Here is a 13,293-nt window from a genome sequence, read left to right as displayed (position 1 = left end):
ATCCTCCGGGCACTATGGGAAGGGACACCGGACCCGGGGGCCTGCAACTGCGAAGGGACTCACGTGTTCAAGACCGTACTGATGATCGAAAAGGCGCTCTCCGACGCCGACGTGGAGCTGGTCACCACGCTCCACGGCGAGGAGAAGGTCTCCTTCGTCGTCCTGATGCAACCGCGCGGCAAGCAGGACGAACTGCTCCGCGCACTCGACGACGTGGCACTCGGCCATCTCGACAAGGCGGTGCACGAGCACGACGAGAGCGAACACCCCACCCTGGCGGGCGAGTCACTGGAGCACAGCCTGCGCCACCTGCGGGCGGCGGGCGCCGAGGCGGTCGGCGAGGTGGTCGAGGAGCACCCGCTGGACAAGGTGCGCGCCGTGGTCGAGGAGACCGGGGCGGACGAGGTGCTGGTGCTGACCTCGCCGCACTTCGTGGAGGAGTTCTTCCACCGCGACTGGGCCTCCCGGGCCCGGCACAAGGTGGGCGTCCCGGTGCTCAAGCTGTTCGCCAGCGACTCCTGAGCCCCACCGTCGGTAGTGCAGAATCGTCCTTGCGGAACGCCCGCGAGGACGATTCGTCCTTGCCCCGAATCCCCCCAGGTACGGAGACCTCCTTGAACGACGCCGCCCACGACCTGCACGCCCCGCACTTCATCGGCATCGGTGGCGCGGGCATGTCCGGACTGGCGAAGATCCTCGCGGTGCGCGGCGCCCGGGTCTCCGGCAGCGACGCCAAGGAGTCCGAGACCGTGCTCGCGCTGCGGGAGCTCGGCGCCCGGGTCGCGGTCGGCCACGCGGCCGAGAACGTCCCGGCCGGGGTGAGCAGCGTGGTGGTCTCCAGCGCGATCCGGGCCGACAACCCGGAGCTGGCCGCCGCCCGCGAGCGCGGCATCCCGGTGGTGCACCGCTCGGACGCGCTGGCCGCGCTGATGGGCGGCCGCCGGGCGCTCGCGGTGGCCGGGACGCACGGCAAGACCACCACCACCTCGATGCTCGCGGTCAGCCTGGCCGAGCTCGGCCTGGAGCCCTCGTACGCGATCGGCGGCGACCTGGACGCGCCGGGATCGAACGCGCACCACGGGGCCGGCGAGATCTTCGTGGCGGAGGCGGACGAGAGCGACCGCAGCTTCCACAAGTACGCACCCGAGGTGGCGATCATCCTCAACGTGGAGCTGGACCACCACGCCAACTACGCCTCGATGGAGGAGATCCACGAGTCGTTCGAGACCTTCGTCGGCCGGATCGTTCCCGGCGGCACCCTGGTGGTCTCGGCCGACCAGGAGGGCGCCCGGGAGCTGACCGGCCGGGTGCGCGGGCTGGGCGGGCTCCGGGTGGTGACCTACGGCGCGGCCGAGGACGCCGACGTCCGGGTGCTCGCGGTCCGCCCGCACGGGATGACCAGCGAGGTCACCGTGCTGATCGACGGCGCCGAACTGACCTTCACCGTCTCGGTGCCCGGTCGGCACTACGCGCACAACGCGGTGGCCGCGCTGGCCGCCGGGGTCGCCCTGGGCGTCCCGGCCGCCGAGCTGGCCAAGGCACTCGGCGCGTACACCGGGGTCCGGCGGCGGCTGCAGCTCAAGGGCGAGGCCGGCGGGGTCCAGGTGATCGACTCCTACGCGCACCACCCGACCGAGATGGTGGCCGACCTGGAGGCGATCCGGGAGGCCACCGAGGGCCGGGTGCTGGTGGTCTTCCAGCCGCACCTGTTCAGCCGGACCCAGCAGCTGGCCGAGGAGATGGGGCAGGCGCTGGCGCTGGCCGACGCCTCGGTGGTGCTGGACATCTACCCCGCCCGGGAGGACCCGGTCCCCGGCGTCACCAGTGAGCTGATCATCGACGCGGCCCGCCGGGCCGGCGCCGACGTGCGGGCCGAGCACACCTTCGCCGCCGCCCCCGGGGTGCTGGCCGGACTGGCCCGCCCCGGCGATCTGCTGCTCACCATGGGCGCCGGCGACGTGACGAACCTGGGGCCGGAAATCGTGGCGTGCCTCGCGGGCGTTGCACCCTCTGCCTGACCCATCTGGAGGAGCGACCGTGAGCTACGAGATCGAGAAGACCGACGCCGAGTGGCGCGAGCAGCTCAGCCCCGCCGAGTACCACGTACTGCGCGAGGCCGGGACGGAGCGTCCGTACGTCGGCGAGTACACCGACACCAAGACGGTCGGCGTGTACGGCTGCCGGGCCTGCGGGGCCGAGCTGTTCAGCAGCGAGACCAAGTTCGACAGCCACTGCGGCTGGCCGTCCTACTACTCGCCGCTGGCCGAGGACCGGGTCCAGTACATCGAGGACAACACGCTCGGCACCCGCCGGGTCGAGGTCCGGTGCGCCCGCTGCGGCGGTCACTTGGGCCACGTCTTCGAGGGCGAGGGCTACGACACCCCGACCGACCAGCGGTACTGCATCAACAGCATCTCGCTGACGCTCCGTCCGACGGAGTAGCGCTGGCCAGGGCTCGGGGCCGCACTTTTGGCAGGTGCTCAGGCATCTACGGTCCAGGGGCTCGGGGCTGCGCTGTAAGCAGGCGCTCAGCGGTCGACTACCCAGGGGCTCGGGGCTCTGCTGATGTGCGGCTCCGCCGCGTGGGCGAGGAGATCTGGCGTGCGGGTCACTGCGAAAGTGCCTGACCGCCTACGCAACGGTGACCTTTTCGGAGGCCGGCGTCGCAGTTCCCCGAGCCCCTGGTGGTGCACCACGTGCCAAAAGGTCGGCGTCGCCCACGCGGCGGAGCCGCACAACAGCAGAGCCCCGAGCCCCTGGTGGTGCACCACGTGCCAAAAGGCCGGCGTCGCCCACGCGGCGGAGCCGCACAACAGCACAGCCCCGGGCCCCTGGTGGTGCACCACGTGCGCCCGCGGCGGAGCCGCACAACAGCACAGCCCCGGGCCTTCTGCGTGTCCGCCGCCCGTGCCAGACTTGATCAACAGTCAGGTGGGGAAGGGACGGTCATGGCCAGGCAGCGGAGCCACGGGGTACTGGCCATGATCGCCGAGGCGCAGCGCCAACAGGCCCGCGAGCAGGAGGCCAGGCACCGGGCCGCGGCCGCCGCGCAGCGCCAGTACGAGCGGGCCCAGCGGGAGGCGCAGCGTGCCGCCGCGCAGGGCGAGCGGGCGGCGCTGCGGGCGTACCAGCAGGGGCGGGAGGGCGACGCCGCCCGGCGGACGGCGGAGCTGGACGAGCAGGTGGCCCGGCTGCGGTCGGTGCTGGCCACCGGTCTGGCCGGCCGGCCGTTCCGGCTGACGGAGCCGCAGGTCGCGTTCCGGCCCCCGCCGTTCGACCCCGGGCCGCTCGGCCGGCCGGTGGCGATGCCGGACCAGAGCCACTACCTGGTGCCCCAGCCGACCGGTCTGCAGGCGCTGAACCCGGTCGCCCGGCAGCAGTACGACCAGCAGGCCGCCCAGGCCAGGGCGCGGTTCGAGCAGGACTGGTACGGCGCCAGGCAGGCCGAGGACGAGCGGCTGCGCCGACTGGCGGACTACCGGGCGCAGTACGACGCCTGGGTGGCGAAGAACCACCGGCTGGCCGCCGACCGGTCCCGGCAGGCCGCCCGGCTCACCGCCGATCTGGCCGCCGGGGCGCCCGACGCGGTGGTGGAGCTGTTCGAGACGGTGCTGCGGGCCCGGGAGAACTGGCCGGAGGAGTTCCCCTGCGACGGCGCGCTCGGCTGGGACCCGTCCGCCCGGCAGCTGGTGGTGGACTGGGAACTGCCGGGGCCCGACTGCGTCCCGGCGGTCGCCCGGGTGCGCTACGTGAAGAGCGACGACCGCGAGGCGGAGGTCGCCAGGCCCGCCGGTGAGCGCAAGGCGCTCTACCGCGAGCTGCTGGCCCAGTGCGCGCTGCGGGTGCTCGCCGAGCTGTTCCGGGCCGATCAGGGTGAACTGCTCGCCTCGGTGGTCCTGAACGGCTACGTCGAGGGCACCGATCCGGCCAGCGGGCGGGACGAGCAGCGGTACCTGGTCGCGGTGACGGTCCGTCGGGAGGAGTTCCGGGCGGTCGCGCTGGACCGGGTGGCCCCGGTCGACTGCCTGCTGGACGGGCTGCGCGGCCGGCTGTCGGCCCGGCCGGAGAAGCTGGAGCCGGTACCCACCGACCGGCTGGCCGCCGACACCGGCGGGTACGCCGACCACCGGCAGGACGCCGAGGACGACCCCGATCTGTTCGAGCTGGACCCGATCGCCTTCGAGGAGCTGATCGCCGAGCTGTTCCGGCGGCGCGGCTTCCGCACCAGGACCACCGCCCGGAGCGGGGACCAGGGCGTCGACGTGATCGCCGAGGACCCGGATCCGGTGACGGGCGGTCAGATCGTCATCCAGGCGAAGCGCTACCGCCGGACGGTCGACCCGACCGCCGTGCGCGATCTGGACGCCACCCGGGTCCACCACGGCGCCACCAAGGGCATCCTGGTCACCACCTCCGGGTTCGGCCCCGACTCGTACCGCTGGGTCGAGGGCAAACCGCTGACCCTGGTGGACGGGCCGATGCTGGTCGGGCTGCTCCGGGAGCACGGCCTGGCCGGCCGGCTCGGCGGCACCCCGGACGCGGGGCAGGCCGCCCCGACCGTGCTGCTGCCGCGGGAGGAGCTCGGACTGCCTGGCCAGGAGCCGACCGTCCTGCTCCCGCGGCCGGAGCCGGTCGAGCTGCTGCCCGGGCAGAACGCGCCGCTGCCGGAGCCGGCGGCGGCCGAGCTCTCGGTGCGCTTCGACGCCGCCGGGCCCGAGACCGACCTGACCCTGCTGCTGCTCACCGCGGCCGGCACCGTGCGGGACGACCAGGATTTCGTCTTCTACCACCAACCGTCCGCCGCCGACGGCGCGGTGACGCTCGGTCCGAAGGAGCAGGACGGGCCGGACGGGCACGGCGAGAGCGCCACGGTGCGGCTGACGGCGCTGCCCACGGCGGTCGAGCGGGTGGCGGTCTCGGTCAACATGGACGCCGACGGTTCGGCGACCTGCGGCGAACTCCGGGCGGCCCGGCTGTCGGTGAGCGCGGCGGACGGCTCGGCCTGGACCTTCCGGCCGCCGGCCGACCCGGAGGTGTCGGCGATGCTGGTCGCCGAGTTCTACCGGCACCGGGGCGGCTGGAAGCTCCGCGCGGTCGGCCAGGGCTGGTCGGACGGCCTGGCGGGCCTGGCCCGCGCCCACGGGGTGGACGTCGGCTGACCCGCCTCAGAGCTGCTCGGCTCGGAGCTGCTTGAGGTAGACCCACTCGCTCGCGCAACGCCGGTAGCCGAGCCAGTCGTTGATGGCCAGCATCGGTGCGTTGGTGGCGTCGTTGTTGGTGTACGCGTCGGTGTGACCACGGGCCCGGGCCCGATGCAGCGAGTCGGTCTTGGCCAGCTTGGCCAGGCCCCGGCCCCGGTACCCGGCCGAGGCGGTGGTGAAGGCGGACCAGTACCGGGTACCGCCGTCGCTGTGCACCGCGCTGAAGGCGACCGCCCGGCCGTCCGCCACCACGACGGTGGTGAGCTCGCGGTCCAGGTCCGGGCGCTCCCAGACCTCGGCGACCCACTCCTCGTAGCCCAGGTCCGACAGGTCGAGGTCACCCGGCTCGTCCTGGGAGCCCTCGACGTCGACCAGGTGGAGCGGGCGCGGGTCGTCGAGGTAGTCGGCGGCGGTGCGCAGCTCGACCCCGGCGGGCAGCTCCGGTACCGGGCGCAGCGGCGCGGTCAGGTCCAGGTGGGCGAAGTGGGCGCAGCGGCCGCGCTCGAAGCCGTGCTTCTCGGCGAAGGCCACGGCGGTCGGCTCGTCGTCCACCCAGGCCCGGATCCGGGTCGCCCCGTGCCCGGCCAGGTGCTCCTCGGCGACGGCCAGCAGGGCCGTCGCGACGCCCTTGCCCCGGGCTGCCGGCAGGACGCTCAGATTGGCGAAGCCCTGCCCCTCGGCACCGCTGGACGCGTGCACGCCGACCCGCCCGGAGCCGACCACCGCACCGTCCAACTCGCCCACCGGCAAACGGTAGTGCTGCTCGGGCGCGGCACTGGCGACCTGGTGGCGGACGGCCGCCGGGGTGACCATCAGGTGCGGGCGGCCGGCGCTGTAGGAGGCCGCTGCGGCCTCGGCGTCGGAGGGGCGGAAATCACGGATGATCAGCGTCATGGGACGCTCACCGTAAGGTGCCGTCCGCCCCCCGGCCACTGAATATTCGGCTGGGCTGAAGAAAGCTCAAGTTCAGCTCTGAGAATGCCGTTCCCGGGTTGGCACCGAGCCCCCGGGGATACACCCTCTAGCAACGGGACGGCGCGCGAGGACGCCGCCGGTTCCGCCCTGAGACCACACTCCGCCGGACTCTCCGGCGAGCCCTCCGAAGGGGGCGTCGGATGACTTCAACCGCACTCGCACTGGGGGTCGGCCTCGGCTGGCGCTCCGAGATCGACACCCTGGTCGAGCGGCTGCCCGGCCTGGACTGGGTCGAGGTGGTCGCCGAGAACCTCTGCCCGGACGAGCTCCGGGCCGGCCTGCTGCCCGAGTCGCTGCGGGTGCTGCGCGAGCGCGGCGTCCAGGTGGTCCCGCACGGGGTCGCGCTCGGCCTCGGCGGGGCCGAACTCCCGGACCGGGCCCGGCTGGAGCGGCTCGCGGTGACCGCCACCGCGCTCGGCGCACCGCTGGTCACCGAGCACCTGGCGTTCGTCCGGGCCGGCGGCCTGGAGGCCGGGCACCTGCTGCCCGTCCCGCGCTCGCGGGACGCGCTGCGGGTGATCGCCGAGAACGTCCGGATCGCCCAGCAGGAGCTGCCGGTGCCGCTCGCCCTGGAGAACATCGCGGCCCACTTCGGCTGGCCCGAGGACGAGCTGACCGAGGGCGAGTTCCTGGCCGAGCTGGTCGAACGGACCGGCGTCCGACTGCTGATCGACGTGGCCAACCTGCACACCAACCGGGTCAACCTCGGCCTGGACGTGGCCGCCGAACTGGACCGCCTCCCGCTGGAGGCGCTCGCCTACGTGCACGTCGCGGGCGGCGTCGAACGGGACGGCGTCTGGCACGACACCCACGCCCACCCGGTCACCGAACCGGTGCTGGCCGTACTGGCCGAACTCCGCGCCCGGGCGGTACCGCCCGGCGTACTGCTGGAGCGGGACGACAACTTCCCGCCGCCCGCCGAGCTGGCGGGTGAACTGGACGCGATCCGCCGGGTCCTGGAAGGGGCGCCGCACCATGTCTGAGCACGACGAGTACCTGATCAGGACCGGCGATCCGGAGCTGGTGCTGGCCCGCGCCGAACTGGCTCGTCGCCAGGGCGAGTTGCTCACCGCACTGGTGGCCGGCGGACCGATCCCGGCCGGCTTCGACGAGCAGCGGGTCCGGGTTCAGATCCACGGTCTGGCCGCGAAGCGGCGCGACACGGTCTCCCGGGTCGATCCCACCCTGGAACTGATCCTCGGTCACGAGTACGGCCCGCTCTTCCTGCGGTACGCCACCGCCCACCCGATGGCCGGGGGCTACCGCACCGACGCCCGCGCCTTCGCGGAGTGGGCCCTCACCGCCGAACCCACCGCGACCTGGCGTCCCGCCCTGGAACGCCACCTCCGCCCGAAGGGCCCGTCCCAACGCTGGTGGCACCGCAACTGAACCGCGCCGGGTCCACCGCCCAGGGGCTCGGGGAACTGCGACGCCGGCCCTTGCAAGGTGATCCGTCCGTAAATGGTCAGGCACTCTCGCAGTGACCCCGGCACCAGACCTCCTCGCAGTTCCCGAGCCCCTGGCGCCGTAGGCGGTCGAGCACCTGCAAAAAGTTGAGCAGCAGAGAACCGAAGACACGGGGGAAAGTCCATGTGGTACACCGAATACGCCGTCGCCGCAGGCGCCGTGCTACTGGCGGGCGTCAACGCGTCCCGCGCCCTGCGCCGGCTGCGCCACGTCCCGCAGCCCCAGGGTCTGCCGGGGCGGGGGCTGCCGTTGCTGGAGACCGCGTTCCTGTCGGGGGGCCCGGCCCGGGTGGTCGACACCGTGGTGGTCCGGATGCAGCAGGAGGGCCGGCTGATCGTCTCGCGGTCGGGCCAGGTCACACTGACCGACCGGAGCGCCCGGGACGCCGTCGAGGCGGTGCTGATCGCCGCCGCCGGTGGGTCCGGCCGGGCCGAACTGTCCTCGCTGCGCCGGGCGGTGAGCCGCAGTGAGCACGTCCAGCGGATCGGCGACGGCCTGGCCGCCCGGGGGCTGATGCGGCGCCCCGAGCTGTACCGGAAGGCGATGGCCGCCCGGAACCTGCTGCGGTTCGCCACCTTCCTGGTGTTCGCCCTCGGGGTGGTGGCCGCGGTCCAGTGGTTCGGGACGTCCCTGCTGGAGCAGGGCACCGAGGTCGCGCCGTTCTTCCCGTTCCTCGGCCTGCTGCTGGTCGGCCTGTTCTGGCTGGCCGCCACCCGGCCCGAGCGGAGCCGGATCACCCCGGCCGGGGTGCGGCAGCTGGAGCTGATGCGGACCGGCGCCCGCCCGTGGCAGCCGCACGACCTGGCGATGGTCGGTGGCGCCGTGGTGGTCGGCGCGCTGGCGCTGGAGGGCGTGGGCGCCCTGGAGGACGAGGAGCTGCGGGCGGCCATGGCGGCCCGCACGGCCTCCACCACCGGCTCCAACGGCTCCTCGGACTCGAGCGGGTCGACCACCTGGTGCTCCTCGGGTGACCCGGGCAGCTCCGGCGACTCGTCCAGCTGTGGTTCCGGCGGCTCCAGCTGCGGCTCGTCCAGCAGCTGCGGTTCGTCCAGCTCGTCCAGCAGCTGCGGCTCGTCGAGCTCCTCCAGCTGTGGCTCGTCGAGCAGCTGTGGTGGAAGCAGCTGCGGCAGCTGACCCAGGGCCGACCGACCGGGGGGATGATCCACATGCAGTACGCCGAACTCGTCACCGCCATCAGCCTGCTGGCTGTCACGGGACTCTGGGCCGCGGTCGCCGACCGACGGCTGAAGCACCCGAAGAACCGGCAGCGCACCCCGCAGAACGGGCTGCCGCTGCTGGAGGTGGCCTACCTGGCCGGCGGGCCGGTCCGGGTCGCGGACACCGTGCTGGCCCGGATGGAGCAGGAGGGGCGCCTGATCGTCCCCAGCTTCGGCCAGGCCACCCTGACCGACCGCACCTCGCACGACCCGGTCGAGGCCGACCTGATCCGAGTGGTCGGCCCGAGCGGTCGGGCGCACCCGGCCACCCTGCGGCGGGCGGTGCTGACCAGCCGTCAGCTGGGGCGGATCGACCAGCGGCTGACCGACCGGGGCCTGCTCCACGAGCCCCGGCGGCTGCGGACCTCCCGCCGAGCGCACCGGCTGCTGATCGGCGCGCTCGGTCTGGCGGCCGCGCTCGCGGTGACCGCCGTGGTCCGGCGGCTGCTCGCGCCCGGCGACGGCCTGCTGCCGCTGCTCGCCTTCCTGGTCCTGCTGCCGGCCGGGCTGCTGCACCGGCACCTGACCGCCCCGGGCCGGGGGCGGCTGACCCGGGCCGGCCGGGAGCAGCTGGAGCACCTGCGCACCGGCACCGCCCGCCCGGGCTCCGACCGGGCCGCCGCCGGGCCGTCCGCGGCCCGTCGTCGGGCCGCCCGGCCCAGCACCCCGACGCTCGGCTCGGCCCCGAACTCCGGTGAGCAGCACGGCTCGGCCATCGCCGAGCTGGTCCTCTACGGCACGCTGGCCGAGGACCCCGCCGCCGCCCCCGCCGACTGGTCGGCGGACCCCGGCGGGACGGCCTACGGCGACGGCGGGGCGGCGTACGCGAGCGGCGGCCACGGCTGCGGTTCGAGCTGCGGTTCCGGCGGGGGCGGCGACTGACCCCGCCGCCGGACCGGACGGACAGTCACAGTTCGGTACCGCAGTCCGGGAACCCTTTCCCTCGGCGCAGGTACCGGTCTAGAACAAGGCCATGTGGTTGCTCCTGCTCGTCCCTGCCCTGCTCGCGGCCGTACTCTCCTGCCTGCGGCTGGTCCGGGCCGCAGCCACCGCGGACTCGCTGGCCGGACCGGCCCGGTCGCACCCCGTGGAGCCGGTGGGGGTGGGCCTCTACGAGACCGCCTACCTGGCCGGCGGACCGGTCCGGGTGGTCGAGCTGGCCCTGGTGCTGATGACCGGCCGGGGGCGGCTGCACCTGGCCCACACCGGGTGGACCTCGGTGGTCGACCCGCACGGCCGGAGCCGGCTGGAGCGCGCGCTGATCGCCGCGATCGGCCCCGAGGGCCAGTGCCGCACCGGCGAGCTCCGGGACCGGCTGGCGAACCATCCGATCGTGCTGGAGATCGGCGGCCGTCTGGTCCAGGCCGGGCTGGCCACCCCCCGGACGGTCCGGGAGAGCACCTCGCTGGCGGTCCGTCAGGTCCGACAGGCACTGCTGCTGTCGGTGGCCCTGCTCGGCGCCGCGCTGGCCGTGGCGGCCCCCGGCACCGGTGACGCCGGGTCGGCGGTGGCCTGGTTCTCGCTGCCGATCATCCTGACCAGCGGCACCCTGCTGATGGCCCGGGTGGACGTCCACCCGTACACCCGGTGGGCCACACCGGCCGGCCAGGAGCTGCTGACCGCCGCCCGCCTCCCGCAGCAGGCGGGTGCCCCCGACGAACCGCCCCCGGGCCTGCCGGACGCGGCCGAGCGCGAACTCCTCACCGCCGTCGCCGTGGTGGGCCCGGCTGCACTCCCGGACGCCCGCCTCCGGGCCGCCCTGCGGAACTGACCAGCACCCGTACCTCCCGACAGGACACCCGTGGAAACCGCACCGCCGCTCGCCGACCTGCTCCGCCGCCGCCGGTTCCGGCGGCTGCCGACCGCCTGGACCTCCACCGCCCGACCGGGCCGGGCGATCTGGCTGATCGGTGGCTGGGCCGTGCCCGGGCTGGTGGTCGGCGGACTGGCCACCGGGCTGCAGGCGGTCCGGACCACCGACGGCGAGGTCGCCTGGAACTGGCCGACCCCGAAGTGGGCCGAGCTCAGCGCGATGAGCGACCAGGTGGTCGACGGCGTGGCGGTGGCGGTGCTGGTGAAGGAGGGCAGCGACCGGGAACGCACCACGGCGGTCGGCATCGAGGTCGGCACCGGCAAGGAGCTCTGGTCGTACCGGCTGACCGTCGACGATCCCTACTCGAACACCCCGTACCGCTGGAGCGGTCCCGCCGCGCGGGCGCCGGCGTTGGTCCCGGGGCGGGCCGTGCTGCAGACCGGCCGGTGGGCGGTCACCCTGGACCTGCGGACCGGGACGCCGCTGCAGCCGCCGTGGGCGGACCCCGACTCCACCTCCTTCGAGGTGGTGGCCTCCGGGTCCGACGTGCTCCAGGTCGCGCACACCGAGCGGGAGATCACGGTTCGCCGGCTCGACCTGGAGCGGGGCGGGGTGCTGGCGGAGACTCCCGTGCCGTTCGGCGGCAAGGTCGAATCGGCCCGGGTGGTGCACGGCGCCCCACTCGTCCTGGCGGTCACCGGAGCCGGGGTGCACGCACCGGAGGACGCGCTGTTCCTGTTCGGTTCCGAGGGTGAGGTACCGACTCAACTCCCATTGCGTGGGAAAAAGTTCGAGTTCCACCTGACCGACAGCGGCCTGCTGGAGCAGGAGCTGCCGATGGTCCGGGCGGGAGACCTGCTGCTGGTGCCGACCCGGCCGAGCTACGGGAGCGACCTGCACGTGACGGCGCTCGACCACCGGGACGGCACGGTCCGGTGGCACTGGAAGTCGGACGGCGAGCTGCTCGGCCTGCTGCCGGCGGGCGACTCGGTGCTGGCACTCCACTCCTACGTGCCCACACCCCAGGAACCCGGTTCGTCGCACGTGCCCGGGACACCCACCCGGGTGACCCTGCTGGACCTGGGCACCGGCAAGGTCCGGGCCAAGCGACGGTACGGGTACTACAGCCCGACCGGCATCTCGTACCTCGACGGCACCCGGCTGATCCGGCTGAGCCGCTACGGGGGCGGCACCAGCGCCGTCGAACTCCGTTAGCAGAGCCGGGAGTTGCGTTCCGGCCATCGTCCCGCGCCCCGGGGTGGGGAGTGCAGGGGCGCCGGACGAGCGCCGGGGCGGGCGGGGACGGACGACGGGCGGGCGGCGGGGCCCGAGGGACCGGTGGGTCCCCACAGGGGTGGTGGGACGGGTTCCGCAAAGGCCGACAACCGCCCACCGGATCGTGCCGGTGGCCTGGGCCGAACGGATGTGCGCTCCTACGATGTGAGGCGCCGTCAGGCCGCGCGAGCCGCAGACCCGTCCTCACCACCCCAGGGAGTACGCCCATGCCCGGCCGCACCGTCGCACCGTCCGTACGCTCCGTCAGACCCGTCCGCGCCGTCCTGCTCGTCCTGGCCGTGCTGGCCGCGTTACTGGCCGCCGCCCTGCCCACGGCGGGGGTGGCCCGGGCCGCCGTGCCGGACCGCTGGGGCTTCGCGTTCCTGGACAACCCGACCCCACCTCCGGGATACGTCCCCGACCTGACCAGGCAGTGGGGCAGTTGGCCCTCCCCCGCCGCCAACCCGGTCAAGGTGGACCAGCTCGCGGTCGGCAAGTACGTGGTGCACTTCCCGCTGATCGCCGGGCCGGGCGGCATCGCCCACGTGACCGCGGTCGGCCGTACCGGTGACTGGTGCCAGATCAAGGGCTGGTCCACCGCGGGCACCGGGCAGGACGTCGCGGTGAACTGCCACAAGCTCGGCGGCGCCCCCGTGAACAGCCTGTTCACCGTGCTCTACACGACCAGCAGCGGGGTGCCCGCACCGGCCGGTGGCAGTTACGGCTACACCTACTCGGCGGTCAGCGGCGCGGTGCTCGCCCAGTACAACTCGGCCGGCGGGGTCAACTCGGTCAGCCACGGCTCGACCGGGATCTGGAAGGCCTGGCTGCCCGGCCTCGGGCTGTCCACCCAGGCCGGCAACATCGAGGTCACCGCGATGGACCCGGTGCAGGGTGCACGCTGCAAGGTGGCCGACTGGGTGCCCAGGTCGACCGGACAGACCGTGGTGGTGACCTGCTTCAACGCGGTCAACGCCCCGTACGACACCCAGTGGACGCTGAGTTACTCGCTCAAACGGGCGGTGCACGGACCGGCGTTCCCGCCGAAGTCCTTCGGCTACCTGTGGTTCAACGGCGGGGTGCCCGCGGCGACCAACTTCAACTCCAGCGGCGCGGTGAACACGCTGGCCGGCTCGTCGCCGTACACCGTCACCCTGCCCGGGGTGGCCGTCGTCCCGGACACCGCGCAGGCCACCGCGTACGGCTCCGGCCCGGGCTGGTGCGGGCTCACCACGCCGTGGACCCGGAGCGCGGGCACGGTGAAGCTCTCGACGATCTGCTTCAGCACCACCGGGTCGCCGGTCGCGTCCCCGTTCCTGACCGCCTACACCTCGGCGTTCTGAGG

10 protein-coding genes and 1 pseudogene are annotated in these 13,293 nt (G+C 73.9%); 10 read left to right on the top strand and 1 reads right to left on the bottom strand.

Translation table 11 applies throughout. The annotated features are described in order from the left end of the window. The first annotated feature begins 63 nt into the window (after positions 1 to 63). The 4 genes from OHV05_RS24970 (at position 64) to OHV05_RS24955 (ending at position 5,159) form a co-directional block, all read left to right on the top strand. Entirely contained in the window at positions 64 to 522 is a 459-nt protein-coding gene (locus tag OHV05_RS24970) for an indole-3-glycerol phosphate synthase (protein WP_405019636.1), read from the top strand. A gap of 113 nt (positions 523 to 635) precedes the next feature. Further along, positions 636 to 2,018: a UDP-N-acetylmuramate--L-alanine ligase gene (murC, locus tag OHV05_RS24965; RefSeq protein WP_405021535.1), complete on the top strand. Its 1,383-nt coding sequence runs from the start codon at positions 636 to 638 to the stop codon at positions 2,016 to 2,018. Between the two features lie 19 nt (positions 2,019 to 2,037). After that, positions 2,038 to 2,442 (top strand): peptide-methionine (R)-S-oxide reductase MsrB, encoded by a 405-nt coding sequence (msrB, locus tag OHV05_RS24960; protein ID WP_403036024.1) that lies wholly within the window; start codon positions 2,038 to 2,040, stop codon positions 2,440 to 2,442. A gap of 506 nt (positions 2,443 to 2,948) precedes the next feature. Continuing rightward, positions 2,949 to 5,159 carry a restriction endonuclease gene (locus OHV05_RS24955; RefSeq protein ID WP_405019635.1) on the top strand — a complete coding sequence of 737 codons (2,211 nt, stop codon included), beginning with the start codon at positions 2,949 to 2,951 and terminating at the stop codon, positions 5,157 to 5,159. Between the two features lie 6 nt (positions 5,160 to 5,165). Here the strand turns inward: OHV05_RS24955 and OHV05_RS24950 are convergent, their stop codons facing one another. Beyond that, positions 5,166 to 6,095 (bottom strand): GNAT family N-acetyltransferase, encoded by a 930-nt coding sequence (locus OHV05_RS24950; protein WP_405019634.1) that lies wholly within the window; start codon positions 6,093 to 6,095, stop codon positions 5,166 to 5,168. Positions 6,096 to 6,316: 221 nt separating this feature from the next. Between OHV05_RS24950 and OHV05_RS24945 the strand changes: the two are divergent. The 6 genes and pseudogenes from OHV05_RS24945 to OHV05_RS24920 all read left to right on the top strand — a co-directional run bounded on the left by OHV05_RS24945 (position 6,317) and on the right by OHV05_RS24920 (position 13,291). Beyond that, positions 6,317 to 7,565: pseudogene (locus tag OHV05_RS24945) on the top strand (DUF692 family multinuclear iron-containing protein). Between the two features lie 201 nt (positions 7,566 to 7,766). Next, a complete protein-coding gene (locus OHV05_RS24940) occupies positions 7,767 to 8,777 on the top strand; it encodes a TIGR04222 domain-containing membrane protein (RefSeq protein ID WP_405019633.1) in 1,011 nt (336 codons plus the stop codon). Positions 8,778 to 8,800: 23 nt separating this feature from the next. Further along, complete coding sequence (locus OHV05_RS24935) at positions 8,801 to 9,742, top strand: TIGR04222 domain-containing membrane protein (RefSeq protein WP_405019632.1); 942 nt, start codon at positions 8,801 to 8,803, stop codon at positions 9,740 to 9,742. A 91-nt stretch (positions 9,743 to 9,833) separates the two neighbouring features. After that, positions 9,834 to 10,631 (top strand): TIGR04222 domain-containing membrane protein, encoded by a 798-nt coding sequence (locus tag OHV05_RS24930; protein ID WP_405019631.1) that lies wholly within the window; start codon positions 9,834 to 9,836, stop codon positions 10,629 to 10,631. Positions 10,632 to 10,661: 30 nt separating this feature from the next. Next, entirely contained in the window at positions 10,662 to 11,888 is a 1,227-nt protein-coding gene (locus OHV05_RS24925; RefSeq protein ID WP_405019630.1) for a PQQ-binding-like beta-propeller repeat protein, read from the top strand. Positions 11,889 to 12,175: 287 nt separating this feature from the next. After that, positions 12,176 to 13,291 (top strand): hypothetical protein, encoded by a 1,116-nt coding sequence (locus OHV05_RS24920; RefSeq protein ID WP_405019629.1) that lies wholly within the window; start codon positions 12,176 to 12,178, stop codon positions 13,289 to 13,291. Positions 13,292 to 13,293 lie beyond the last annotated feature (2 nt).

The sequence above is a fragment of the Kitasatospora sp. NBC_00070 genome (genome assembly GCF_045041205.1).
Lineage (GTDB): Bacteria > Actinomycetota > Actinomycetes > Streptomycetales > Streptomycetaceae > Kitasatospora.
This window is presented reverse-complemented; position numbering and strand designations above follow the sequence as displayed.

What these genes read in the sequence shown, in the direction of transcription:
- OHV05_RS24935 (WP_405019632.1), top strand. Translation starts at nt 8,801, where the DNA reads ATGATCCACATGCAGTACGCCGAACTCGTCACCGCCATCAGCCTGCTG.
- OHV05_RS24930 (WP_405019631.1), top strand. Translation starts at nt 9,834, where the DNA reads ATGTGGTTGCTCCTGCTCGTCCCTGCCCTGCTCGCGGCCGTACTCTCC.
- OHV05_RS24920 (WP_405019629.1), top strand. Translation starts at nt 12,176, where the DNA reads ATGCCCGGCCGCACCGTCGCACCGTCCGTACGCTCCGTCAGACCCGTC.
- OHV05_RS24955 (WP_405019635.1), top strand. Translation starts at nt 2,949, where the DNA reads ATGGCCAGGCAGCGGAGCCACGGGGTACTGGCCATGATCGCCGAGGCG.
- OHV05_RS24950 (WP_405019634.1), bottom strand. Translation starts at nt 6,095, where the DNA reads ATGACGCTGATCATCCGTGATTTCCGCCCCTCCGACGCCGAGGCCGCA.
- OHV05_RS24940 (WP_405019633.1), top strand. Translation starts at nt 7,767, where the DNA reads ATGTGGTACACCGAATACGCCGTCGCCGCAGGCGCCGTGCTACTGGCG.